This window comes from uncultured Flavonifractor sp. (assembly GCF_944385615.1).
Classification (GTDB): Bacteria; Bacillota; Clostridia; order Oscillospirales; family Oscillospiraceae; genus Flavonifractor.
This window is the reverse complement of record NZ_CALWXV010000041.1, coordinates 1-23562: the sequence shown is the minus strand read 5'-3', so window position 1 is coordinate 23562 and position 23562 is coordinate 1. Positions and strand designations below refer to the sequence as shown.

The window sequence follows — 23562 nt, the reverse complement described above, 5'->3', positions numbered from 1 at the left end:
CGCGGTAGTTCAGTTGGTTAGAACGCCGGCCTGTCACGCCGGAGGTCGAGGGTTCAAGTCCCTTCCGCGTCGCCATTATGCTGCTGTAGCTCAGTAGGTAGAGCACATCCTTGGTAAGGATGAGGTCTCCGGTTCAAATCCGGATAGCAGCTCCAAAAATCCCTGAGAACTTTGGTTCTTGGGGATTTTTTGTTGCTTACCGGATTTTATCACACAATTAAAACGGTTCCCCCCGGATATCTGATCCGGAGGGAACCATTTTGTTATCCAGAAATAACAGAGTTGTAGAGGTCTACCAGGAAAGAAACTTGATACGTGTAGGATTCATAGCTCGAGCTGTAATCCGCCTGGCTGCGGGCCGCCTGCATAAAGTTGTCCAGGGCGGTGTTTACATCCTCCACCGCCGTGCCGTAAATCTCTGCCTGGCTTTCCGAAGAGGAATCGTCGGGCCAGATGGTCTTTACCTGCTCAGGATCGGCCAGAGCCTTGGTCAGCTCAGCGTAGGCCTCCTGGTGCTGCTGATACAGGGTTTCCAGATTGGTCATATCCAAAGTGGGGAGCCCCTCTGTATCGGCCTGAGAGAGCTGCGTCCAGATCTCGTCGTCGATGTCATAGGAGAGGTTGACAATGATCCGGCTATAATAGGCGATATCCATGCCCTCGCTCTTCAGGCGGTCCAGCTCCTGCTGCTCGGTGGACTGGTCCAGCACGTCCATGGAGTCCATAAAGGGAAAAGCAGCTTCGTCAAAGTCGCTGACCACCTCATAGAGCTGGGTGTGGAGCTGAGCGGCCTTGGCCATGCCGTCCTCCTCATATTCAGAGTAGCTGATGTACCAGCCCAGGTCGTCCAGAATCTCGCCCATGGCCAGGAAGGGCTCCTCCAGCGCCGTCAGCAGGGTGTCCTGCTCAGGATAGTCAGGCTCCTCGTCCCGGTAACCCATGGCCTTCTCCATAGGATAGGAGCTGAACGTGTAGAAGGAGAAGTCCTCGTCCAGCATGCTGTAGTCCATGCCCTCCACCAGAGCAAACTCCGGCTGGTCTTGCACCACGGTAAAATAGGCGGTGAGCAAGGCGTCCATCTCATAGACGTTGTCCAGCACATCCAGATATGCATTGTACTTGGTGAAATCCAATGTCTGGTCGGCGGTGGGAGAGGGGGTCGGGGCGGCAGAACTGTCCGTACCGCCGGTAGTGTTCTGCCCTCCTGTGCAGCCGGATAAAACAAGGGACAGGGTAAGCAGACACGGGCCAAACCGCCGCAGGACGTTTCTTTTTTTCATAAGGTGTTCTCCTCATTTCTTTCAGATTTGATTATGCCTTTTTGACTCCGGCCTGCTCCAGGGCCTGGATCAGCTTTTTATTAAACATTCCGGTGATTTTGTGGGTTTTTCCATCGGTTGTGGTCAGTGTGATGGTGTTGGCCATTCCCACGGAAAAGGAGACGATCTGATCCAGGGGGTAGTCGAAAAAGAGGGTCAGTGCGTCTGTGAAGATGACCCGCTGATTGGTGATATGCAGCTTTCCGGGATTGGGCTTGGGCATAACCACCATGCGCTTGGTGATGTAGGAGGCCGAAGCCTCTGCCAGAAGCTGTTCCGATGCCTGTAGCGTCCATTTTGCCATTGTCTTTCCTCTCGCTTTCTCTTGGTTTGCCGCGGCGCTATTTCGCGGCTGGGAAAATTTCCGACAGTTATTTTAGCATATTGGGGACAGTTCAACAAGCGGGAACAAGGGGGACGGGAAACCTTGTGTTTTTTGTCTGCTCCAGGGACCGTGCCGCCCCGGGAAAGAAAAAGGATGGAATTTTCCCTGAATTTTACCAGAAAGGACTGTCAAAAACGGAGCCGATGTGTTATATTTTTGTAAATGCCAAGTATCCAGGCCTGCGCTGCCTCCGCATCTGCGGAAGGCGGCGGCGAGGACTTTGTGAGGATAGCATGAAGGGAAAGGAAGGTTCATCATGGCACGGGAAAAAGCAGATTTGAAACAGAATATGGCCGCGAAGGAGGCCGCAGTCCCGGCAGTGGAACAAACAGCCCCTACCGCGGTGAAGCGTGCATCCGCTCCGGCGGCCGCCCCTGCGGCGGAAAAAACGGAGTCTGCCCCCAAGAAGACGGATTCCACCCCCAAGGAGACGGCCCCCGCGGCGGCGGCCTCTGCGCCCGCCAAAACGGCCGCTCCTGTGGCGGAGAAAGCAGAGCCCGCCCCCAAGAAGACGGACTCCACCCCCAAGGAGACAGCCCCTGTGGCGGCGGCCTCCGCGCCCGCTCCCGCGGCTGCACCCGCAGCGGAAAAGGAGGAGCCCGCCCCCAAAAAGACTGCCTCCACCGCCAAGAAGACCACATCCACCGCAAAAAAGACCCCGTCCACGGGAAAGAAAACCGCCGCCGCTTCCAAGGAGACAGCGCCCGCCGCAGCCGACCCCGCGCCTGAGGCAGCGGCCGCCCCTGTGGCGGAGCAGGAAGAACCCGCTAAAAGGACGGCCTCCACCAAAAAGAAGGCCGCTTCCACCGGAAAAAAGACAGCGTCTGCCGAAAAGAAGACCGCATCCGCCACCAAGAAAAAGACCCCCGCCCCCGAGGAGCCCGCTCCCGCTGTGGAGGAGGCCGCACCTGTTGTAGAGGAGGCTGCTCCCATGTTTGAAATGTCCAACCTGCCCCGCAGAAGCGTGGCGTTCATCGGCTCAGAATGTCATCCCTTTGTCAAAACCGGGGGTCTGGGCGATGTGATGTACGCCCTGCCCCGGGAGCTGGTACGGCTGAACTGTGACGTCCGGGTGATCCTGCCCCGTTACGGCTGCATTCCCCAGGAGTATCAGAACAAGATGGTCTACCGGGGCGCGTTTTATATGGACCTGGGCCGGACCGGGCGCAACTATTATGTGGGCATCATGGAGTACATCTGGGACGGCGTGGTGTATGACTTCATTGATAACCAGGAGTTCTTTACTGGCGGCAATCCCTACACCAATCTGGTGGACGATATCCCCAAATACTGCTTCTTCAGCAAGGCCGCCCTGGCCGCGCTGAACTATATGAACTGGATCCCCGACATTGTCCACTGTCATGACTGGCAGGCGGCTCTTGTGCCGGTGTATCTGCGTACCCTGTTCAAGGACTCCCCGGTGGGCCATGCCAAGTCCGTCCTCACCATCCACAACCTGCGCTTCCAGGGCGTCTACAATATCCCCACCATCCGGTACTGGTCCGGCCTGCCCGACGAGGTGTTCAACATGGGCGCTTTGCAGCAGAACTGGGTGGACGCCAATATGCTCAAGGGTGGTCTGGCCTATGCCGACCGCATCACTACCGTCAGCGGCACCTATGCCGGTGAGATCCAGACCAGCGAATATGGCGAGCACCTGGAGAATCATCTGCGTTATCATAATTATAAGCTCAGAGGTATTGTCAACGGCATCGACTACGGCATGTGGAACCCGGAGACCGACCCAGCGCTGGCCCACAACTACAGCCTGGGCAACGTGCTGGACCACAAGATGGAGAACAAGCTGGCCCTTCAGAAGGAGCTGGGCCTGGAGCAGGATACCAGCAAGTTTGTCATTGGCCTGATTTCCCGGCTCACCAATCAGAAGGGCCTGGACCTGGTCAATGCCATCATGACCCAGGTGCTGGACGGCAACACCCAGGTGGTGGTGCTGGGCACCGGCGACCGGCAGTATGAGGATGCCTTCCGCTACTATGAGAATACCTACCGGGGCACCTTCAGCGCCTGTATCCAGTACGATGAGGGCAGAGCCCACCGGATCTACGCCGGCGCCGACGTTTTGCTGGTGCCCTCCCGCTTTGAGCCCTGCGGCCTGACCCAGCTCAACGCCATGCACTATGGTACGCTGCCCATCGTCCGGGAGACCGGCGGCCTGAAGGACACTGTGGAGCCCTACAACAACTTTACCGGCGACGGCAACGGCTTTACCTTTGACCGCTATGACGCGGGCCTTCTGCTGGACGCCATCAACCGGGCCAAGACCCTCTATTTCAACAACCGCTATCACTGGGACGAGATCGTCCAGCGGGACATGGCCAAGGACGTGTCCTGGGAGCGCTCGGCCAGACAGTACAAGGATCTGTATCTGGAGCTGACCCAGTGGTAAGCGTTCTCTTGCGTCTGATGATTCTAAAAAGCCTGTACCGCTTTTCTGCGGTACAGGCTTTTTTCCGGCAATTCCACAAAGCGATCACGGATAACAGGTGTGTTCTGTTTCAAATTAGGCCTAAATCTTCCGTTTTCCTATTGTTTTGGTAGAATATCTGTGATATACTAAGCCAAATACAGGCAAAAAAGAACCAAAAAGTGGGATGTTTCTTTGTTATTAAAAGGAATTTACCCAAAATATGTGTGAAATGCCGCGTTTTTCAAGCGCATCCCAGCGGCAAAAGAAAGGGAGGCTTTTATGGAGAGACAACATCCGGGGCAGGGCGGAAAAAAGCTTTGCTGTGTACTGCTGGCCGGCAGCCTGCTGTGGAGCGGCGGACTTCCGGCCTATGCGGCTGGGCCGGCGGGCGGGAGCAATTCTTTTGCCCAGACCCTGCGTATGGCGGAGCCCGGCGAATATTTCTATACCCAGCTGAACGAGAACGAAAAGGCGGTTTACGATTCCATTCTCTCCCAGGTGGAGGAGCTTGCCAAAGATCCTCTGGACCCATCCGGCGTACAGGTCGTCATCCCCAAGGACTCCGGATATTCCATCACCGGAAAGCCTATCTTTGCGGTATTCCGCGATCACCCGGAAATTTTCTGGGTGGATTCCTCCAAGCTGGTTTGGGCAGAGGGAAATCCCAGACAGGACGCTGAGGGCAATGATATTTTCGTGCTGTCCTGTATGTCCGGAGAATCCTTCTTTTATCCTGGCTTTACCCCAGAGAATCTGCCGCAGTACCGGGCGGATCTGAACGCCAAGGTGGCGGAGATCAAGGCAAACGTACCGGCCACGGCTGTGGATACGGTGGCCAAACTCAGATATCTCAACGACTGGATCGCCCTGCACAATGTATATAATGACGCTGGGTTGTCCGCCAGCAATTTTTCCCGCTGCGCGGCCAGCGGACTGCTCTGTCAATACCACTGATGACGATCCGGTCTGCTATGGCTATGCCACGGCCATGAAGGTGCTGCTGGATGCCTTTGGCATTGAAAACGCCTATATCGAGGGCTGGGCCTATAATACAAATAACCGGCCCAACGGCGAGCAGCACGCATGGAACTATGTCAAGCTGGACGACGGCACAGGCAATACCCAGTGGTATGCCCTTGACCCCACCTGGGATGATCCCCAGCTTTCCATTTTGCCGGCCCGGCAGGTTTATTTCCTGGTGGGCAGCGGCACCGAGACCGAAAAGAATTTCAACGGATATGAGACCTTTGGCAAAAATCACGACTCTTCTGCCGCAAAATCACCTGCCTATACAACATGGAAGCTGACCTATCCTGCTTTGGCCCAACAGGCCCGGGACCCCAGCGCAGATGGAAACGTGCTGCTGCAAGGGGCGGACGGGTCTTCCCGGTCCTACGACACCCTGGAAGCGGCTATGAATGACGCCGTATCCGGCGATACCCTGGTTCTGCAAAATGCCGTCTCGCTGTCCAACACCCTTGTACTGAAGGATGGGGTGACCCTGGACCTCAACGGGCAGACCGGCGGAAATGCCAGTTCCCCCTGCGCTGTCACCAGCACAGCTTCCCCGGTCTTCCGGGTGGAGGCGGGCGGCTCGGCCGCCATCACCAATTCCATGGGCTTTACAACGGTGAAGACCAGTGCCGCCAGTGTGACGGTGGTGGAAAACAACGGTACTTTGAACCTGGGAACCAATATACAGCTGAGCGGCGGCACAACGCCCATGGGTTCTGCTGCCGTTATCTCCGGCAATGCCCCCAAACTGGCGCCCCACACCCGATATGTGGCAGTCTCAAAGTTTGTGACAACCTATCTGGTGGCTCAGCCCCAGGACCCCGCTCCCGACAGCTATCAGGCCCAGGAGGGCGATACCGTCCAGGACTTGCTGAACGCCCGCCCCGGTCCTGCTGTTGCCATGCAGTATTATGGCAATATGGGTAATCTCATCAATATTCCCGGAACAGAGTATACGTTGGACTGGAAATTGCAGCAGGGCCCCAACGGCGGGCAGCCCCAGCCCACCGACCCCCTGGAAAACGGCTCCTATGTCTTTGAGGCTCAGGCATACGACTATACCATTTCCTATGAGGTGGAGGTCAGCGGCCTGGTTGACCCAGGCCCCCAGGAGATCTCTGCGGTGGCTCTCACCGGTCTGGACGCGCCGGTGGCGGGACAGCCGCTGGACACCGGGGTAGCCGTGGCAACGGAAGGCGTTCTGGCCGGGACGGTGACTTGGCAGCCGGAAAGCGGCGGTACCGCCGATTATGATACGGTTTATACAGCCACCATACCCCTGACGGCGGAGCCTGGCTATGCCTTTACCCAGGGGGCCGCTGTTACGGTGGATGGACAGCCTGCCCAGGCCATTCTGCAAGCGGACGGTACCCTATCGGTGCAGGTGACCTTCCCGGCTACCCCGTCCAAAACCGTGTACCTGCAAAGCATACAGACCCCCGCGCCGGTCTCCGCCGCCAACGGTACGGCGCTGGACGCGCTGGTCCTGCCCGCTCAGGTGCAGATCGTGACGGACGACAGCGCCATCCATACCGCCCAGGTCACCTGGACCCGGGTGCCGGCGGACGGTACCAGCTATGAGCCCGGACTGAAAACCGAGCAGACCTTCCAGCTGGAGGGTATAGTGACCCTCCCGGAGGGGGTGGACGCCAACGGGGTGGCGCTGACGGTGCGGATCACCGTTGTGGTGGCTGCGGCGCCGGAACAGGGCCAGACCGACGCACCCACGGCGCAGCCCGCTCCCGGCCGGTATAGCGACAACCAGAGCGTAATCCTCACCTCCGCCACCCCTGGGGCGGTGATCTACTACACATTGGACGGCAGCCAGCCCACCGCCGCTGGCGGGATCCTCTATACCGGGCCTATTTCCCTGACCGGTACGCCGGGCGCGGTGATAAAGACGCAGATCAAAGCCATTGCGGTTTGCGATGGCCTGCGGGACAGCGGGGTGGTATCCCTGGAATATGAGATTGCCCTGCCCGACAACTCTGGCAGCGGCTCCGACGGCGGGGACTCCGGCAATACTGGCGGCAGTGGCTCCGACGGCGGGGACTCCGGCAACACTGGGGGCGGCTCTGGTGGAGGAGACTCCGGCAACACCGGCGGCAGCGGCTCCGACGGCGGGGATTCCGGCAACACTGGGGGCGGCTCTGGTGGAGGAAACTCCGGTAACACTGGCGGCAGCGGTTCTGGTGGAGGAAACTCCGGCAGCACCGGCGGCAGCAGCTCCAGCGGGGGAAGCTCCGGCAATACCGGGGGCAGCAGTTCCGGAAGCAACGGCAACAAGACGGAGGTTACCAAACATCCCGACGGCTCCACCACCACGACGGTGACACGGCCGGATGGCTCCTCCGTAAGCACCACAAAACAGCCTGACGGCAGCAAGGAACAGGTGGAAACAGCCCAGGACGGCACCGTTACCACCACTATGGAACACCGGGACGGCTCTACCTCCATCACGGTGGCCGCCGGGAACGGCAGCTTAACCAGTAAGGCGGAGGTGTCCACGCAGCGGATGCAGGAAGCCCAGCAAAAGGGGGAGGCAGTGGCCTTGCCCATGCCGCCCGTTCCTGTCACAGGGGACCGCAGCACGGCCTCTGCCGTGACGGTGGATCTGCCCGCCGGTATCACCGCCAGAGTGGAGATCCCGGTAAAAGACGTTACGCCCGGTACCGTGGCCGTTCTTGTAAAGGCAAACGGCGAGGAGGAGATCATCAAAACCACAGTCACCACACAAACGGGAGTGGCGGTGAAGATTTCTGACGGGGATACCGTAAAGATCATTGACAACAGCAAGCAATTTGTGGATGTGCCCTCCACCCACTGGGGGGCGGATGCCGTGGGCTTTGTGGCCAGCCGGACCTTGTTCTCCGGCACCGGAGAGCAGACGTTTTCCCCTGACGCGCCCATGAACCGGGGGATGATCGTCACGGTCCTGGCTCGCCTTGAGGGGGTGGATACCGCCTCCAACCCTGTCTGGTATGAGGCCGGGCGGCAGTGGGCGGTGGCAAAGGGTATTTCGGACGGCGCCCACTTGGACCAGGACCTGACCCGGGAGCAGCTGGCTCTCATGCTGTACCGCTATGCGGGTCAGCCTGCTTCTGCCGGAACCTTGAGCGGCTACACCGATGGGGATAAGGTCAGCGACTGGGCCGTCCAAGCCATGGGCTGGGCGGTAAACGAGGGCCTGATCTCCGGCGGGGGCAACCATACCCTGGACCCCCAGGGACAGGCTACCAGAGCCCAGGTCGCCGCCATTTTGCAGCGTTTTATTGAAGCGGATAAGGTTTGAACCATCCTTCCATAAAATTTTATCTGAAAAAAGTGGCTGCCTTCCGGCAGCCACTTTTTTGGTTTGGAGAGGAGAGCCTTACACCCTGGGAGTGAGCCCGGCCAGGCGGCAGAGGATGGCCGCCGTCTCGGCCCGGCTGATCTGGGTGGAGCCGTTGAAGCGGTGGGCGCTGTCGCCCTCCACGATGCCCGCCCGGTACCACTGATAGACCACGTCACCGTAGGGGTCGGACTGGCGCAGATCGGGGATATAGCCGTCGGGAATGGTCTTGACGGCCTGTTTTTCGCTGTCAGGTACCGCCCGGTCCAGCAGGTCCACCATCTGATAGCGGGTGGCCGTTCCGGTCAGACTGGACTGGGGAATTTCGGTCCGGGTGAACAGGCCGTTGTCCACGCAGTAGTCATAGGCACCCTGATACCAGGCGCCGCTGGATTGGGGCACCGTCTTGCCGTTCCGGTCCGCGTGGAGCCGGGCGGCCAGAGTGACCACCTCCGCCGTGCTGAGGGTGGCGTTGGGGCTGAAGCTGCTGCCGCCGGTGCCGGTCATCAGGCCCACCTGGGCTGCCTCTTCGGCATACTGGGCGTACCAGGCGTTGGAGGGTACGTCGGAGAAGGAGTCGGGGGTGGGCTCAGGCTCCGGCTGGGTCTGGCCCACCGGATAACTGGTGACGCCGCTGTCGTCCAGCACATAGAAGGTGGGGACGGAGTTGTCGGTGACATACCACACCACGCCGCCGTCATAGGGGATAGGCTGGCAGTCGGACAGGGGGGCTGAGTCGGTCAAAGGATTGCTGGGGGTGCCGTCGGCGGCGTAGGGGATATAGTGGAGGGTGTTGTCAGTGGTGTAGCCGCTCCTGCCGTTCCACAGCACATAGCCGCCGTCCAGCCCGGTGGGGGCCAGCATGGGGGTGGTGCTGCCCGCTGAGCCGTTGAGCATATACTGCCGGCCCTTGCCGGTGGCCTTGTCCATGTACTGGAAGTAGATGCTCCGCTCGCCGCCGCCGCCAACGCCGTCGTAATTATAGGTCATCACATAGCCGTCGGACGTCTCGGCCAGACCGCCCACCGAACCGCCGGTGGTGTTGTCGCCAATGCTGCCGTCAAAGGTAATCAGGTCCATGTTCCAGCACCAGTTGGAATAGCGGGACCCAGAGAATTTGCCGGTGGAGGCGTTGGAGTAGTAGCCCATCAGCACCGCGCTTCTGGGGTAGGCGTCGCCGTGGTCCAGGGCGATGATCTTGCCGTCCTGGTCCACCAGGATAAACTGGTTGAAGGAGTGGCTGACATAGCCGTAGGAGATATTCATCACGTCATAGAAGGAGTCGGTGATGGACATATCGCTCTGGCGCACCGCCAGGGTCAGGTTGGACTGGTGGTTGAGGCCGTCGTCGCTGGTGTACATCTCGTGGCTGGTGCGGATGTACAGATAGCCGCCGTACTCATCGCAGCGCAGGCTGCCCGCGTCAAAGGGAACGGTGGTATTGGCCCCCTTCAGGCTGGCGGCCCCCAGCCGGTTCCAGTCCTTATCGTACTTCACCACCCGGATGACCTCGGTGGCGCTACTCTCCGAGGGGTTTTTCTGGCCGAAGATGAGGAAGTTGTAGCTCTCACCGGCGTAGAAACCGCCCCACAGGGGGAGCTCCGGGGAGATGGTCCGGCTGGACAGGAAGGAAAAGTCGGCGCTGTAGTCCTCAATGACCACCTGGCCGCCGGTGTACTCCACCCGGGTCAGGCCGCCTGCCTCATTTTCATACAGATAGGAGGTCACTGGAGCGCTCCAGGTGGTGTAGTTGTTTTTGTGGATGTTGCTGCTGACCGCCGGGGTTTGGGCCGCCAGCGATGGGACCGGCAGCAGGGACAACACCAGGGCCCCAGCGCAGGCCCAGGCGCCTGCACGGTGCAGACGATACTTACCTTTCATAGAAATCCCTACTTTCTTTCCGTTTTTCAGATGCTTTTTCAGGTGGGGGATATCCCTTATGGTCCGGCGCTTCTCTGCAGCGGCATGGTACAGTTCCTCCTCTCTGGCGCAATGTCCGAATCTGTGGTATAGTGAGTGATATGAAAAAAGGGGGGAGCGGCGGTATGGAACATGGAAACGATATGAGTCCCGCGTTGGTCCGGGCGGCAATCAGGCTGATTTGCCTGTATGTGCCCTTGCAGGTGCTGTATTTTCATTTTGACGGCTATCAGAATCTTTGGATGATGTTGCTGGCAAGCGTGCTTTTGGGGCTGGTCCAAGGGGCTGCCTTTGGATGGGCGGAGCGGAACCGGAAAAATGTGGTGGGGGAGCTGGCGCCGTTTGGGGGGCTGTTTGTGGCTGTGCTGATTCTCAGCGCCGCGCTCTTCTATACAGCGCCCCACCAGGGGATGTGGGAGACGATTTTCTTCTATTTCCCCCAACTGATGGTTCTGGTGCTTATGATTCCGGGCGCGGTCTGCCTGACGGCTCTTATGTGGGTCATCATGACCCGCAAAAAGGAAAAAACCTAGGGCGGGAGCCTGCTCCCGCCGCCGGTGTCCATACGCCAACGAAAAGGGGCCTGCCGCGTGACGCGGCAGGCCCCTTGAAATGCGCGTTAGAAGTACTTCTTAATGCCCTCGGTGGCCAGAGACTCGTCAGCGCTGATGGTAACGGTAAACTTGATGTTGTTCTTCTCAGAGAAGCTGTTCAGCCAGTCCAGGAACTCCTCCACCGCATGATCGGTCACGTCGGCGGAGACGATCTTGGTCAGGCTGTCGATGAACACATGGGTAATATCGTAGTTGCCGGCATAGAGGCCGCTGATGAAGCCCTTCATGAAGTCGAAGTTGCAAACATCAAAGTGGCTGGCCTCCACCAGACGGATTTTATAGTGAATGTCATAGGTCAGCTTGGGGCCGCGCTCAATGCAAACGACGTTGCCGTTTTCGCTATGAACAGCGGAGTTAATGAGCTCGATCATCTGCTTGGTCTTACCGGTGCCCTTGACCCCCATGATCACTCTCACCATAGTTATCACTCCTTCTTAGTCCGCCGGGACGACCCCCGGCCTGGTGCATTTATGTTACCATTTTTACCGTGGGATTGCAACTGATTTGCTCAAGTTCACAAAAAATTCCCACGGATAGACACAAAGGCTGGGAAGTCTTCCTCCAAATCAGCCGCCCAGGCGGGCCTCCAGCTCGGCCTTTTTGTCCTCATATCCGGGCTTGCCCAGCAGAGCGTACATGTTATTCTTGTAAGCCTCCACGCCGGGCTGGTCAAAGGGGTTGATCTCCAGCAGGTAGCCGGACAGACCGCAGACGTACTCAAAGAAGTAGATCAGGGCGCCCACGCTCTTGGCGCAGCGGTCGGGGGCGGTGACAATCAGGTTGGGCACGCCGCCGTCCACATGGGCCAGCAGGGTGCCCCGCATGGCCTGCTCGGCCACGAAGGACAGGTCCTTGCCCGCCAGGAAGTTGAGCCCGTCCACATTGTCGGGATCGTGGGGGATGGTGATGGCGGTCCGGGCGTTCTGGAAGCGGACCACTGTCTCCAGCATCAGACGCTCGCCCTGCTGAATATACTGGCCCATGGAGTGCAGGTCGGCGGTAAACTCCACGCTGGCGGGGAAGAGGCCCTTGCCCTCCTTGCCCTCGCTCTCGCCGTAGAGCTGCTTCCACCACTCGGCAAAGAAGCGGAAGGAGGGCTCGTACCCCACCAGAATCTCCACCTTCTTGCCGCCGGTGTACAGGGCGTGGCGGGCGGCGGCGTACTGCCAGGCCGGGTTGGCCTCGCCGGGAACGGCCAGGGCCTCCATGGCCTCATGGGCGCCCTCCATCAGGGCGGTGATGTCCACCCCGGCGCAGGCGATGGGCAGCAGGCCCACGGCGGTGAGGACGGAGTACCGGCCGCCGATGGCGTCGGGCACCACGAACTCCTCATAGCCCTCAGCGTCGGCCAGGCCCTTCAGAGCGCCCTTGTGGGCGTCGGTGGTGGCGTAGATGCGCTTGCGGGCCTCCTCCTTGCCGTACTTTTCCTCCAGCAGGTTCTTGAAGATACGGAAGGCCACAGCGGGCTCGGTGGTGGTGCCAGACTTGGAAATGACGTTGATAGACCAGTCCTTGTCCTTCACCAGGTCGATGACCTCGGCCATGGCGTCGGTGGACAGGCCGTTGCCGGCAAAGTAGATGGCGGGGCCGTCCTTGTGGGTCAGGTTGAAGTTGGGGGAGTTGACCAGCTCCACCACGGCCCGGGCGCCCAGATAGGAGCCGCCGATGCCGATGACCACCAGGGCCTGGGAGTTGGAGCGGATGCGCTGAGCCGCCGCCTGGATGCGGGCAAACTCCTCTTTGTCATAGTCCCGGGGCAGGTGGACCCAGCCGGTAAAGCTGCCGCCCGCGCCGTTGCCGGACTCCAGCTTCTGCCGGGCGCTCTCCAGGGCGTCCAGGCGGCTGGAGAGCCAGTCCTGGGAGAGGAACGAGCGGGCGCTGGAAGTATCAATCTGAATCATGTTGTGTCACTCCTTCAATGAAAAGCGGCGTCGGGCCGTTGGAGAAAGGGGCCCGCGTCCGATGCTCTAATCATACACCGGAAGGCCCGGCTTGGCTAGAGGAAAAAAGGCAAAGCGGAAGAAAAAACCAAAAATACCAGCCATCTGAAAAAAGGAGCAGAAAACAGCGAAAATTTTCCCATAACCGAAGAAATATCGCGAAATTCAGTTGCGTTTCACCTTCTGCCTCCTCTATAATAAAAGAACCACCGCGAAATAAATCGCGGCGCGGTTGTGCAAGGGACAAAGGCCCGGCGTTTTGGCCGGAGCCGCCTGTTTTTGGGGCAGCCGGAGAAGTGCGTGGAGAGAGGTGTATGATCGTGAAACTGGGAATTGTACAAAAACTGCTCATTGGGATACTGGTGCCGCTGATCCTGGTACTCAGCGTCATTGGGGTGCTGCTGGGTACGCGGGTGTCCAACACCGTGGAGGAAATGGTGCGCAAAAACCTGACCGCGGAAACTGAGTCCGCCGCCAATCAGGTCAACGCCTTCTTTCAAAAATACTTCGGTGTGTCGGAAATGCTGGCCCAGTCCCGAATTGTAGTGGATATCGTGGCCGACACTGAAAAGCAGCAGATGGCCGATTCCGCATACTATACCGACCTGCTCCATGAACTCCAGGGCATCCAGGCCTATTATGGCGGCGAGGCCCTCAGCGTGTGGCTCACCGACATCGGCGGCGGGGAGGTGCTGCTCAGCGACGGCACCCACATTTTCTCCCGGGATGTGGACTTTACCACCCGGGAATGGTATCCCATGGTGCTCCAGCAGCAGACTACCGTTGTGACCAGCGCCTATGAGGACAACACCACCGGGAAAATGGTGGTCACCGTGGCCAGCCCCGTTATCATCAACAATCAGGTGGCGGCCATCGTGGGCGCCGACTTGGATACCGAGCGGCTGAGCCAGTCCCTGAGCCAGATCAAGGTGGGGGATAGCGGCTATGTGACCCTGTACGATTGCAACAACACCATCCTTTACCACCCCAGCGCGGACGTCGTAGGCGTCAAAGTGGAGGAGGCGGGCTATTCCTCCAACCTGTCTCAGGCGCTGACCCAGGACCAGACCGTGGAGGGCATGTCCTACACCCGGAGCGGGCAATCCTTCTACGGCAGCACCTATTACCTGTCCGATCTGGGCTATAAGATGCTGGGCGTGCTCCCCGCCGCCGAGTTTGACAGCCATGTGGCCTCCACCATCCGGCTGGTGCTCATCGGCTTTATCGGCTGCGACGTGCTGCTGGGTGCCATCATTACCCTGCTGGCCATCTCCATCACCCGGCCCCTGCGCCGGCTCAGCGTGGTCACCGACAAGCTGTCCAACGGTGAACTCAACGTGGAGTATACCGTCCGGGGCAATGACGAAATCAGCAAGGTGGGCCGGGACGTGGAGCAGATCGTCCGCCGGCTGAAGGACTATATCAAGTACATTGACGAGATCTCCCGTGTGCTGGAGCAGGTGGGGGAAGGCAATCTGGACTTCCAGCTGGAGCATGACTACCAGGGCGACTTTGCCCGGGTAAAGCGGGCCATGCTCCTGATCCAGGATCATCTGTCCGCCACCATGTCCGGCATTTCCGACTCTGCCGCCAAGGTGAATATGGAGGCTGAGCAGATCTCCGGCGGCGCTCAGGCCCTGGCCCAGGGGGCCACCGAGCAGGCCTCCTCGGTGGAGGAGCTGTCCGCCGCGGTGCAGGACCTGAACGAGCAGACCACCCAGGGCTCCAACCACGCTGTGGAGATGAGCCACGGCCTGAACCGGGTGAAGGATCAGGTGGACGCCAGCAACGAACAGATGAAGTCCATGGTGGCCGCCATGGGCGACATTACCCGCCAGTCCAACGCCATCGGCAAGATCATCAAAACCATCGACGACATCGCCTTCCAGACCAATATCCTGGCCCTCAACGCCGCGGTGGAGGCCGCCCGGGCGGGCAGCGCCGGCAAGGGCTTTGCCGTGGTGGCCGACGAGGTGCGCAGTCTGGCCGGTAAGAGCGCCGACGCCGCCCGGGAGACCAACCAGCTGATTGCCCGGTCCATGGAGGCGGTAAAGCAGGGCGAGGACCTGGCCGCCGCCACCGCCCAGGCCCTGGCCCAGGCGGCCAAGGGAGCCGACGAGATCGTGGACTCCATTAACCACATTGCCGAGGCCTATCAGGACCAGGCCCGGCGGCTGTCTGAGATCTCCACCGGCGTGGACCAGATTTCCAGCGTGGTGCAGACCAACTCCGCCACCGCCGAGCAGTCCGCCGCCGCCAGCGTGGAGCTGGCAAGCCAGGCCAACGCCATGCGGGACCAGGTGGCCCAGTTCCGCCTGAAGGCGGGGGTGGGGGAGCAATTCCAGGTGTTCCAGGACCAGCCGGCCCCCCAGCCCCCTCAAGAGATGTCCTTTGTAGAGGACGCCGCCCCGGCCCCCATGCTGGAGGAAGAGCCCCCCGCTCCGCCCAGCCGGACCCAGTTTACCACTACTTCCCACTTCTCCGCCTCCACCCCCGGGGAAAAGTATTGAGGAAGTCTTATCGAACATAAAAATGGACGTCACTGAAAAGTGACGTCCATTTTTTGTGGTTAGGGCGCGGGACGCACCCAAACGGTGTTGTCGTTGAGGGTGGTGGCCTCTCCCCGGTCGGACAGGCGGGGATGGGTCAGGCAGTTGACGGTGTTTTTGCCGGGGTAGACCCCCTCGGCCACCACCGTCCTGGGAGCCACTGCCTTGTCCAGCGCCACGATGCAGGTCATCTCTCCCAGGTCGTTGGAACACACCGCCCGGTCCCCATGGGCCAGCCCCAGCCGGGCGGCGTCGTCCCCGTTGAGCCGCACCGTCATTTCCCCCCGCAGTGCTTGCAGGGCGGGGAGTTCGTTGAAGGAGGAGTTGAGGGTGTGGACCGCCGGGGCGCAGACCAGACGGAAGGGCTCCGGTCCGCCGTGGGGGGCAAACCAGGTGGGAATGGGGTCGGACAGATGGACCTTGCCGTCGTCTGTCTCCATGGGCAGGGGGAAGGGGGACTCCAGCACCACCGGTTCTCCTGCCAGCACCCGCTGTTTTTCCGCTGGGGAGAGGGCGGGACTGGCCTCTACCATGGCCCGGCACAGCTCCTCCGGGGTGCGGCTCCCGTAGGGGTCCTCCAGCCCCAGGGCGGCGGCCAGCAGCGTAAACACCTCCCAGTTGCTCTTGACCTGGCCGGGGGCCTTCACAACAGGCCGGACATACTGGATCTGCCGATAGCCATAGGGGGTGTACAGGTCGGTGGTCTCCACCATATAGGGGGCGGGAAGGATCAGATCGGCATACTTTGCCGTGTCGGTCAAATACCGCTCATGGACCACGGTAAACAGATCTTCCCGGGCCAGCCCCCGGAGGATGGCGTTCTGATCGGAGGTCACCGCCGCCGGGTTGGCGTGGTAGACGTACAGGCTGTGGATGGGGGTTTTTACCCCCTGACCCGCCAGAGCAGGGCCCAGCTGGTTGATATTCACCACCTGGACCCCCAGCCTTGCCAGATCGGGCCGCTTGACGGGGGATTTGTCAATGAGGGCGGGGGAGGAGCACACCCCATAGGTGCCGCCGCCCCGCTTGGCCCAGGCGCCCACAGCGGCGGGGAGAGCGGCAATGGCCCGGGTGGCCTCGCCGCCGTTGCCTGTGCGGGAGAAGCCGCTGCCCAGCACAATACAGGGGGCCTTGGCCCTGCCGTAGGCCCGGGCCAGCTCCCGCACGGTTTCCGGGGTCAGACCGGTGATGGATTGGGTCTTTTCCGGGGTCCAGCAGCCCAGGGTAGCTTTCAGCTCCTCCCAGCCGTCGGCGTGGCGGGCCAGCCATGCCTCGTCGGTCAGGCCCTCCTGGTCCAGCACCTGGAGCATGGACAGAGCCAGGGCCCCGTCGCTGCCCGGCTGGAGCAGCACACACCGGTGGGCCAGGTGGGCGGAGGGGTTCTCGTATACGTCGATGAGAATGATGTTGGCCCCGTTGGCCCTGGCCTGCCGCAGGATGGGGGCCAAATGGGCCCGGGTGGCGGGAATGTTGGTGGACCAGAGCAGGATGAGGTCGCTGTGGGCCACGTCCCAAGGGGACAGGTCACAGGAGTTTCCCATGACAGTCTCCCACCCGGCGGACTTGCCCGAGCTGCACAGGGTCCGTTTCAGCTCGCTGGCCCCCAGGGCGTGGAAGAAGCCCTCTCCGCAGTTGCGGTGGACCGCGCCCATGGTGCCGGCGTAGGAGTAGGGGAGAATGGTCTCCGGCCCGTATTGGGCCATCAGGGCCTTCCAGCGGGCGGCAATCTCCCCGATGGCCTCCTCCCAGGAGACGGGGGCAAACTGGCCGCTGCCCTTGGGGCCGGTACGGCGCAGGGGGGTGAGGATGCGGTGGGGGCTGGCGAGGGCCTGGGGCAGGCGGTGCAGTTTGGCGCACACCCAGCCGCCGGTGTAGGGATTGGCCGGGTCGCCGGTGATGGAGGTGACGGTGTTCCCGTCAGTTTCCACCAGCAGGGAGCAGCCCTCCGGGCAGTCATAGGGACAGGCGGAACGATAGATAGACATTTTATGGAATCCTCCCTTGGGAAAAAGGCCGCCAATTGGCGGCCTTTTTCTACATAGGGGGACAACGTCCCCCCTGGACTTAGTTTTTCAAACTCTGCATGGGGGCGGGAATACGGCCGCCCCGGGCCACGAAGGCCTCGGCACTCTGGGGATGGACGGGCATGACGGGGGCGGAGCCCAGCAGGCCGCCGAACTCCACCGTATCCCCCACCACCTTGCCGGGGGCGGGGATGATGCGCACGGCGGTGGTCTTGGAGTTGACCATACCGATGGCGGCCTCGTCGGCGATGATGGCCGAGATGGTGGCGGCGGAGGTGTCGCCGGGAACGGCGATCATGTCCAGACCCACCGAGCAGACACAGGTCATGGCCTCCAGCTTGTCCAGGTGGAGCACCCCCGAGCGGGCGGCGGCAATCATGCCCTCGTCCTCGCTGACCGGGATAAAGGCGCCGGACAGGCCGCCCACATGGGAGGAGGCCATGACGCCGCCCTTCTTCACCGCGTCGTTGAGCAGGGCCAGAGCGGCGGTGGTGCCGTGGCCGCCGCAGGTCTCCAGGCCCATCTCCTCCAGGATGCGGGCCACCGAGTCGCCAATGGCAGGGGTGGGGGCCAGAGACAGGTCCACGATGCCGAAGGGCACCCCCAGGCGGCGGCTGGCCTCCTGGGCCACCAGCTGGCCCATGCGGGTCACCCGGAAGGCGGTCTTTTTGATGGTCTCGGCCACCACGTCAAAGGACTGGCCCTTCACGTCCTGGAGGGCGTGGTACACCACGCCGGGGCCGGACACGCCCACATTGATGATGCAGTCGGGCTCGCCTACCCCGTGGAAGGCACCGGCCATAAAGGGGTTATCCTCCACAGCGTTGCAGAACACCACCAGCTTGGCACAGCCGAAGCCCCCCTGCTCGGCGGTGAGCTGGGCGCACTCCTTGATGGTGCGGCCCATGACCCCCACGGCGTTCATGTTGATGCCCGCCTTGGTGGAGCCCACGTTGACGCTGGCGCACACCAGGTCGGTGCGGGCCAGGGCCTCGGGGATGGAGGCGATGAGCTTCCGGTCGGCCTTGGTGGCTCCCTTCTGCACCAGGGCGGAGAAGCCGCCGATGAAGTTGACCCCCACCGCCTTGGCGGCCTTGTCCAGGGACACGGCGAAGGGGACATAGTTGTCGGTCTCAGAGGCCCCGGCCACCAGAGCCATGGGGGTCACAGAAATCCGCTTGTTGACAATGGGAATCCCGAATTCCCGCTCGATGGCCTCGCCGGTGGCCACCAGATGTTCGGCCTGGCGGGTGATTTTGTCGTAGATCTTGCGGCAGGCGGCGTCTGGGTCGGCGTCGGCGCAGTCCAGCAGGGAAATGCCCATGGTGATGGTGCGCACGTCCAGGTGCTGCTGGTCGATCATGTGGATGGTGTCAAAAATCTCGTTGGCGTTAATCATAAAACGATGTACTCCTTGCTCAGCGGCTCCGCGCTTCTTCAGATGCGATGCATGGCGTTAAAGATGTCCTCCCGCTGGGCGCGGATGGACAGATCCCGGTCCTGGCCCTCCTGCTCCAGCAGAGCGGCCAGATCGGCAAAGGGAATATCGCAGCCGGTGGCATCTACCAGCATGACCATGGTAAAATAGTCCTGCAAAATGGTCTGGCTGATGTCCAGAATGTTGACGTTGTGTTGGGCCAGCAGGGCGCATACCATGGACATGATGCCCACCCGGTCCTTGCCCAGAACGGTGACGATGGCTCTCATAGCTGATAACTCCTTTTTGTATTCTATATGGAAACGGGACCGGTCTGGCACCGGCCCATCTCGTCCAGGGTCATGCCGAAGGCAGGGAGGAAGTGGGTCAGAAAATAGTCCACCTCGGGCAGGCCGTAGCCCTTCAGGGCCTCCAGGGTCTGCCGGGCGGCCTGCTGGAACTCGGTGTTGCCCGCCTTCAGCTCCTCCAGACATTTGATGTGGGCCGACAGCTTGTCCGCCGCCTTCACCAAAGCCTTGGTGTCCGGGTCATAGTCCTCCCGCAGCAGGGGGGCAAAGGCGGGGCGCAGGGCGTCGGGCAGGGTGTCCAGCAGCTTTCCGGCGGAAAATTCCTCCACCTTCCTGTAGGCGTCCCGGATCTTCGGGTCATAGTACTTGATGGGGGTGGGCAGGTCGCCCGTCAGGATCTCGGGGGCGTCGTGGTACAGGGCGGCCATAGCCGCCAGACCGGGGTCGGCCGTCCCGCCGAACACATCCCGCCGGATCACCGCCAGGGCGTGGGCCAGCACCGCCACCATGTGAGAGTGCTCCTGCACATTTTCCTGAAAAGTGTTGCGCATCAGCCCCCAGCGGTTGATGTACCGCATTCGGGATAAATAGGCAAAAAAAGGATGTGATTTCATCATCAATCCTCCCATTCCATCAAAACAAGTCATTTTACCATAAAAGCCCGGCGGTGTAAACCGGGCGGGGAGCGGAAACATCCCGTAAGAAAATCAAACCTGTACAGGAAGGACTTGACAGAGAAAGGAAAGAAAGATAAACTCAGAAATAAGCGGTTAAAAAACCAGGTGTGAATTTTTTTGAGAGGTGTGGTAGCGCCCCGCCTTGTAGCGACCAAAGCTATAAATGAAATAGAAGAAAGGATGGCTTACCATGGCTCTCTTTCGGAACAAACAGACCTTAGATATCCTTCAGCAGATTTCCTTTGACCAGTTTACAGATATTCAGGAGATTCCATCCGGTTTGGATATACCTTCTCCCTCCCATATGGACAAAGAGCTTGACCGGGTCCTTGGATTATATTTCAGGCGTATTCTCTGGGAAAGCAACAATGTCCATCTGGTCAACCAGACCATCTCCTCCGGCCTTTGGAATATGGACATCGGCCCGGGGAATCAGGTGGTGGCCGCCTACTGGTCGGATGATTTCCGGCACATGATCGGCTACCACGACGTCAACGATTTCCCCAATACCCTGGAATCCTGGTCCGACCTGCTCCATCCCGAGGACAAGGAGCGTACCCTGGGGCTGTTTGTGCAGACCCTGGCCGATCCCACCGGCAGAACCAAGTATGATCTGGAGTACCGGCTCCGGACCAAGGACCGGGGTTACCGCTGGTATCGGGCGGCGGGAAACGTACAGAGAAACGAGTCCGGCCAGGCCATCCAGTTTATCGGCATTTTTGTGGACACCAACGACGAGCACGAGCGCAAGCAGGCTCTGGACCGCCTGCTGACCCGCTATTCCGCCATTGACCAGGTGACCACCCAGGGCTCTTTTTACATCAGACTCCGGCAGAATAAGCTGGACGCCCCGGAAAATGTGGTGTGGTTTTCCGAGACCTTCCGCAAACAGCTGGGATTTTTCGGGGAGGATGAATTCCCCAACCAGGTGAGCCTCTGGCTCAACCGGATCCATCCCGATGACTATCCTGCCTTTATTCATAGCCTGAACGACAACATCGCCATGCGGCAGGGGCTGTTTGAGGCGGAATACCGCACCCAGCACCGGGATGGGAATTATCTGTGGGTACACGCCGTGATCCATGTGGGCAAGGAAGAAGGGGGAGACTCCACCGTCGTGGTGGGCGTTATCAACGATGTGAACCAGTTCCACAACACCCGGGAGCTGGTGGAGCAGAATATGAATACCCATGTCCACTCCCTGACCGGCGGCCTGGAAAAGATCAACCAGATGATCGAGGAAAACAGCCAGGCCATGGAGCAGGTCATGAGCCGCCAGGCCGAATTGGCTCAGATCCTGAAGGGCTCCCAGGAGCAGATGGAGCAGACGGCCAGTGCGGTCAGCTCCATCCAGAACATCTCCCGGCAGACCAACCTGCTGTCTCTGAACGCCTCGGTGGAGGCGGCCCGGGCGGGCACGGCTGGAAAGGGCTTTGCCGTGGTGGCCGACGAGGTACGCAGCCTGGCCCAGAACAGCGATTCCGCCTCCAGGGAGATCTCCGACGATTTGGAGCAGATGTGGTAGTATGTCACCAACGTAGTCCAGCAGTTTGAGCTGCTCAACGGGGAGATCGCCAACCAGAACACGAAGATGTCCACCATCCGGGAAATCGTGGCCGAAATTGACAGCACGGTTTCCGGGATCAAAGATGTCATGGAGATGCTGCTGAACCAATAAAAGAATCAGACAGGGGCCGCCCCAGCGCCCCCTGACAAACTGCCTAACTCTGACCATGGAGTTGGACAGTTATTTTGCGTCTCTTTTTTGGGCATAGCTCCATCCTGCCCAAATACAAGGGCCTGAACACAAGCATTTTCGGCAATTAGGGAATAAATTCCGCTGCATGGTAGACGGCAACCCAGTCCATCCGTATAATAAAAACATCCGCAAGCGAAAGAAACGATGGCAGGAACAGCTTCCAAACGGGAAAGGGGTGAAAAGGTGAAAAAGCAGAACCATGAAAATGGGCCAAACAGGGTCGTTATGGGGATCATCGCGGTGATATTATGGGTCATCATACTGACCATCTTTTTGATCTCCGCGCTGAATGAGGTCGGACTGGCCTCTGTGATCGGGCCCGCTGTTGTGGCCGTGCTGTTGGTGTTCATCGGTTTGGTGGTCTATCAGTTTGCCAAGGCCCGCCGGTGGGCAAACCGCTTGAACGACGCCTGGGAGCAGTTTCTCATCAGACGGGATGTAGAACGATATTTTTCCGAATTGGACGCTTTGGAGAAGCTGAACGGAGGCAGACCCATAGGGAAGATGCAGGCAAAGGAATATTTTGCTTGCCAGAGAATCTCGGCGCTCAAAAGCGCGGGGCGAAAAGAACAGGCGTATGCCCTATTGGAAACGGCGCTGCAAGAAGCCACCAGCGACCGGGCGATTCTGGTTTTGACAGCGGAGAAAACACATTGGTCCTGATGTTGTTCCTGCGGTTTAGTTTGCGGGGGCCGTATGTAGCGCCATGCGTTTCATTGGCACACACAAAGGGGGAGGAGGAAACGAAATGAGAAAATTTCAACCATGCTTGCCGCTCCTGTGCTGCATCGCTCTTTGCCTGTCTGGCTGCTCCGGTCAAGCCGGACCGGAAGCATCTGCCGGAAAAGACCTTTTGGCGGGAACATCCTGGATTTCCGCGGATGATGGCTCTCAATGGGTATTTGGAGAAGATCAAAGCTTTTATTGGTATCAGACAAGAGATGTAACGGACGATAATTATTATGGCGGTACATATGAATGTCATGTGGGCCGGGACGGGATGGATTATCTGACGGGTGAGCTTGCTTCCTATGGTGTGTCGGAAGAAGAAATGATGAGCGTGATTGATTCGACGGAACAATACACATTAGACAAGTTTATATGCTTTTCCACCACAAATAAGACCTTTCTGTTAAATGGCAAGGAGCAGCTTTCTGATGAAGTGGTGACCTCCTATTTTGGTTTTCTGCAATCAGACGGCTCGGTGCTGGATGTAGCGAATATGAACACAGGCACTTATTATCGCTTTACAAAAGAATAAAAAAATTTTGTGTGGAGCTGCAGGAAGGAAAAGGAGAGAACGTATATGGAACAGATATCCAAAAAAGAGTATTACGCCAAGTATGCCAACAAGCGGGACAAGGGAAATATCCGGTACGCGGCGATTATGGCCTATGTATGCGCCGCCATCTCTTTAGCGCTGGGCATATACATCAAAAACTATTTGATCGTCATCGATGTGGCGCTGATCGTGGGCCTTGCCCTTGGCGTGCAGATTGCCAAAAGTCGGGTTTGCGCGATACTGCTTCTGATCTATGGCTCCGTCAGCACCATTCTTACCACCATCAGCACCGGGCGAGTGAGCGGCTGGTGGCTTATCATTGTGGGCGTTTGGGCTGTCATAGGGACATTTAATTTCCAAAAGGACTATCAAAAGTACCTGCAGACCAACCAGGTCTAACACAAAGTGGAGAAATAACACCGATCTCTTTGGGATTGGGAGGGCAGCATTTACGCGAGGGTAACGGAATTGCTGCCCTCAGTGCATGAAAAAAGTCCTGAAACCATTTGGTTTCAGGACTTTTTGGTGGAGATAAGCGGGATCGAACCGCTGACCTCTTGAATGCCATTCAAGCGCTCTCCCAGCTGAGCTATAC

At 59.6% G+C, this 23562-nt stretch carries 18 protein-coding genes and 1 tRNA gene; 10 read left to right on the top strand and 9 right to left on the bottom strand.

Going from position 1 to position 23562, the window contains the following annotated elements; translation table 11 throughout:
• Window positions 1-79 precede the first annotated feature (79 nt).
• Window positions 80-155: transfer RNA gene (locus tag Q0J75_RS10315), tRNA-Thr, on the top strand.
• Window positions 156-263: 108 nt separating this feature from the next.
• Here Q0J75_RS10315 and Q0J75_RS10310 read toward each other — a convergent pair.
• Both Q0J75_RS10310 and Q0J75_RS10305 read right to left on the bottom strand, forming a co-directional pair.
• The gene (locus Q0J75_RS10310; RefSeq protein WP_297200676.1) at window positions 264-1280 is read right to left on the bottom strand and encodes a DUF3829 domain-containing protein; all 1017 of its coding nucleotides are present in this window, start codon (window positions 1278-1280) and stop codon (window positions 264-266) included.
• A gap of 31 nt (window positions 1281-1311) precedes the next feature.
• A complete protein-coding gene (locus Q0J75_RS10305; RefSeq protein WP_297200673.1) occupies window positions 1312-1623 on the bottom strand; it encodes a PH domain-containing protein in 312 nt (103 codons plus the stop codon).
• A gap of 337 nt (window positions 1624-1960) precedes the next feature.
• On the opposite strand from Q0J75_RS10305, the gene Q0J75_RS10300 reads away from it, so the two are divergent.
• The 3 genes from Q0J75_RS10300 (at window position 1961) to Q0J75_RS10290 (ending at window position 8438) form a co-directional block, all read left to right on the top strand.
• Window positions 1961-4111 (top strand): glycogen synthase, encoded by a 2151-nt coding sequence (locus Q0J75_RS10300; protein WP_363315736.1) that lies wholly within the window; start codon window positions 1961-1963, stop codon window positions 4109-4111.
• Between the two features lie 300 nt (window positions 4112-4411).
• Window positions 4412-5086 (top strand): hypothetical protein, encoded by a 675-nt coding sequence (locus tag Q0J75_RS10295; RefSeq protein WP_297200668.1) that lies wholly within the window; start codon window positions 4412-4414, stop codon window positions 5084-5086.
• Window positions 5007-8438: a chitobiase/beta-hexosaminidase C-terminal domain-containing protein gene (locus Q0J75_RS10290; RefSeq protein ID WP_363315735.1), complete on the top strand. Its 3432-nt coding sequence runs from the start codon at window positions 5007-5009 to the stop codon at window positions 8436-8438. Before Q0J75_RS10295 ends, Q0J75_RS10290 begins: the two co-directional genes overlap by 80 nt.
• 78 nt (window positions 8439-8516) lie before the next feature.
• Here Q0J75_RS10290 and Q0J75_RS10285 read toward each other — a convergent pair whose 3' ends face one another.
• Window positions 8517-10358, bottom strand: coding sequence for an S-layer homology domain-containing protein (locus Q0J75_RS10285; protein ID WP_297200661.1), 1842 nt, complete (start codon window positions 10356-10358; stop codon window positions 8517-8519).
• Window positions 10359-10522: 164 nt separating this feature from the next.
• On the opposite strand from Q0J75_RS10285, the gene Q0J75_RS10280 reads away from it, so the two are divergent.
• Window positions 10523-10930 carry a hypothetical protein gene (locus tag Q0J75_RS10280; protein ID WP_297200658.1) on the top strand — a complete coding sequence of 136 codons (408 nt, stop codon included), beginning with the start codon at window positions 10523-10525 and terminating at the stop codon, window positions 10928-10930.
• An 86-nt stretch (window positions 10931-11016) separates the two neighbouring features.
• Here Q0J75_RS10280 and Q0J75_RS10275 read toward each other — a convergent pair whose 3' ends face one another.
• Both Q0J75_RS10275 and Q0J75_RS10270 read right to left on the bottom strand, forming a co-directional pair.
• The gene (locus Q0J75_RS10275; RefSeq protein ID WP_297200655.1) at window positions 11017-11430 is read right to left on the bottom strand and encodes a hypothetical protein; all 414 of its coding nucleotides are present in this window, start codon (window positions 11428-11430) and stop codon (window positions 11017-11019) included.
• 147 nt (window positions 11431-11577) lie between these two features.
• Window positions 11578-12912, bottom strand: coding sequence for a glucose-6-phosphate isomerase (locus Q0J75_RS10270; protein WP_297200652.1), 1335 nt, complete (start codon window positions 12910-12912; stop codon window positions 11578-11580).
• Between the two features lie 353 nt (window positions 12913-13265).
• On the opposite strand from Q0J75_RS10270, the gene Q0J75_RS10265 reads away from it, so the two are divergent.
• The gene (locus Q0J75_RS10265) at window positions 13266-15461 is read left to right on the top strand and encodes a methyl-accepting chemotaxis protein (RefSeq protein WP_297200649.1); all 2196 of its coding nucleotides are present in this window, start codon (window positions 13266-13268) and stop codon (window positions 15459-15461) included.
• 59 nt (window positions 15462-15520) lie between these two features.
• Here the strand turns inward: Q0J75_RS10265 and Q0J75_RS10260 are convergent, their stop codons facing one another.
• From Q0J75_RS10260 to yfbR, 4 genes are all read right to left on the bottom strand, one after another.
• A complete protein-coding gene (locus Q0J75_RS10260) occupies window positions 15521-17485 on the bottom strand; it encodes a molybdopterin-containing oxidoreductase family protein (protein ID WP_297200645.1) in 1965 nt (654 codons plus the stop codon).
• A 79-nt stretch (window positions 17486-17564) separates the two neighbouring features.
• The gene (locus Q0J75_RS10255; protein WP_297200642.1) at window positions 17565-18923 is read right to left on the bottom strand and encodes a PFL family protein; all 1359 of its coding nucleotides are present in this window, start codon (window positions 18921-18923) and stop codon (window positions 17565-17567) included.
• A gap of 38 nt (window positions 18924-18961) precedes the next feature.
• On the bottom strand, window positions 18962-19231 hold the full coding sequence (locus Q0J75_RS10250) for an ACT domain-containing protein (RefSeq protein ID WP_297200638.1): 270 nt from the start codon (window positions 19229-19231) through the stop codon (window positions 18962-18964).
• 23 nt (window positions 19232-19254) lie between these two features.
• Window positions 19255-19866, bottom strand: a complete 612-nt coding sequence (gene yfbR / locus Q0J75_RS10245; protein ID WP_297200635.1) for a 5'-deoxynucleotidase — start codon at window positions 19864-19866, stop codon at window positions 19255-19257.
• 250 nt (window positions 19867-20116) lie between these two features.
• Between yfbR and Q0J75_RS10240 the strand changes: the two genes are divergently transcribed.
• The 4 genes from Q0J75_RS10240 (at window position 20117) to Q0J75_RS10225 (ending at window position 23366) form a co-directional block, all read left to right on the top strand.
• Complete coding sequence (locus Q0J75_RS10240; protein ID WP_297200630.1) at window positions 20117-21451, top strand: methyl-accepting chemotaxis protein; 1335 nt, start codon at window positions 20117-20119, stop codon at window positions 21449-21451.
• A 459-nt stretch (window positions 21452-21910) separates the two neighbouring features.
• On the top strand, window positions 21911-22348 hold the full coding sequence (locus Q0J75_RS10235; protein ID WP_297200626.1) for a hypothetical protein: 438 nt from the start codon (window positions 21911-21913) through the stop codon (window positions 22346-22348).
• An 85-nt stretch (window positions 22349-22433) separates the two neighbouring features.
• Window positions 22434-22946 (top strand): hypothetical protein, encoded by a 513-nt coding sequence (locus tag Q0J75_RS10230; protein WP_297200623.1) that lies wholly within the window; start codon window positions 22434-22436, stop codon window positions 22944-22946.
• A gap of 45 nt (window positions 22947-22991) precedes the next feature.
• Window positions 22992-23366, top strand: coding sequence for a hypothetical protein (locus tag Q0J75_RS10225; RefSeq protein ID WP_297200620.1), 375 nt, complete (start codon window positions 22992-22994; stop codon window positions 23364-23366).
• Window positions 23367-23562: the final 196 nt, after the last annotated feature.

Coding starts and splice junctions, on each gene's coding strand:
- Q0J75_RS10310 (WP_297200676.1), bottom strand. CDS start 1,280: ATGAAAAAAAGAAACGTCCTGCGGCGGTTTGGCCCGTGTCTGCTTACC.
- Q0J75_RS10305 (WP_297200673.1), bottom strand. CDS start 1,623: ATGGCAAAATGGACGCTACAGGCATCGGAACAGCTTCTGGCAGAGGCT.
- Q0J75_RS10300 (WP_363315736.1), top strand. CDS start 1,961: ATGGCACGGGAAAAAGCAGATTTGAAACAGAATATGGCCGCGAAGGAG.
- Q0J75_RS10295 (WP_297200668.1), top strand. CDS start 4,412: ATGGAGAGACAACATCCGGGGCAGGGCGGAAAAAAGCTTTGCTGTGTA.
- Q0J75_RS10290 (WP_363315735.1), top strand. CDS start 5,007: ATGTATATAATGACGCTGGGTTGTCCGCCAGCAATTTTTCCCGCTGCG.
- Q0J75_RS10285 (WP_297200661.1), bottom strand. CDS start 10,358: ATGAAAGGTAAGTATCGTCTGCACCGTGCAGGCGCCTGGGCCTGCGCT.
- Q0J75_RS10280 (WP_297200658.1), top strand. CDS start 10,523: ATGGAACATGGAAACGATATGAGTCCCGCGTTGGTCCGGGCGGCAATC.
- Q0J75_RS10275 (WP_297200655.1), bottom strand. CDS start 11,430: ATGGTGAGAGTGATCATGGGGGTCAAGGGCACCGGTAAGACCAAGCAG.
- Q0J75_RS10270 (WP_297200652.1), bottom strand. CDS start 12,912: ATGATTCAGATTGATACTTCCAGCGCCCGCTCGTTCCTCTCCCAGGAC.
- Q0J75_RS10265 (WP_297200649.1), top strand. CDS start 13,266: ATGATCGTGAAACTGGGAATTGTACAAAAACTGCTCATTGGGATACTG.
- Q0J75_RS10260 (WP_297200645.1), bottom strand. CDS start 17,485: ATGTCTATCTATCGTTCCGCCTGTCCCTATGACTGCCCGGAGGGCTGC.
- Q0J75_RS10255 (WP_297200642.1), bottom strand. CDS start 18,923: ATGATTAACGCCAACGAGATTTTTGACACCATCCACATGATCGACCAG.
- Q0J75_RS10250 (WP_297200638.1), bottom strand. CDS start 19,231: ATGAGAGCCATCGTCACCGTTCTGGGCAAGGACCGGGTGGGCATCATG.
- yfbR (WP_297200635.1), bottom strand. CDS start 19,866: ATGATGAAATCACATCCTTTTTTTGCCTATTTATCCCGAATGCGGTAC.
- Q0J75_RS10240 (WP_297200630.1), top strand. CDS start 20,117: ATGGCTCTCTTTCGGAACAAACAGACCTTAGATATCCTTCAGCAGATT.
- Q0J75_RS10235 (WP_297200626.1), top strand. CDS start 21,911: ATGGGGATCATCGCGGTGATATTATGGGTCATCATACTGACCATCTTT.
- Q0J75_RS10230 (WP_297200623.1), top strand. CDS start 22,434: ATGAGAAAATTTCAACCATGCTTGCCGCTCCTGTGCTGCATCGCTCTT.
- Q0J75_RS10225 (WP_297200620.1), top strand. CDS start 22,992: ATGGAACAGATATCCAAAAAAGAGTATTACGCCAAGTATGCCAACAAG.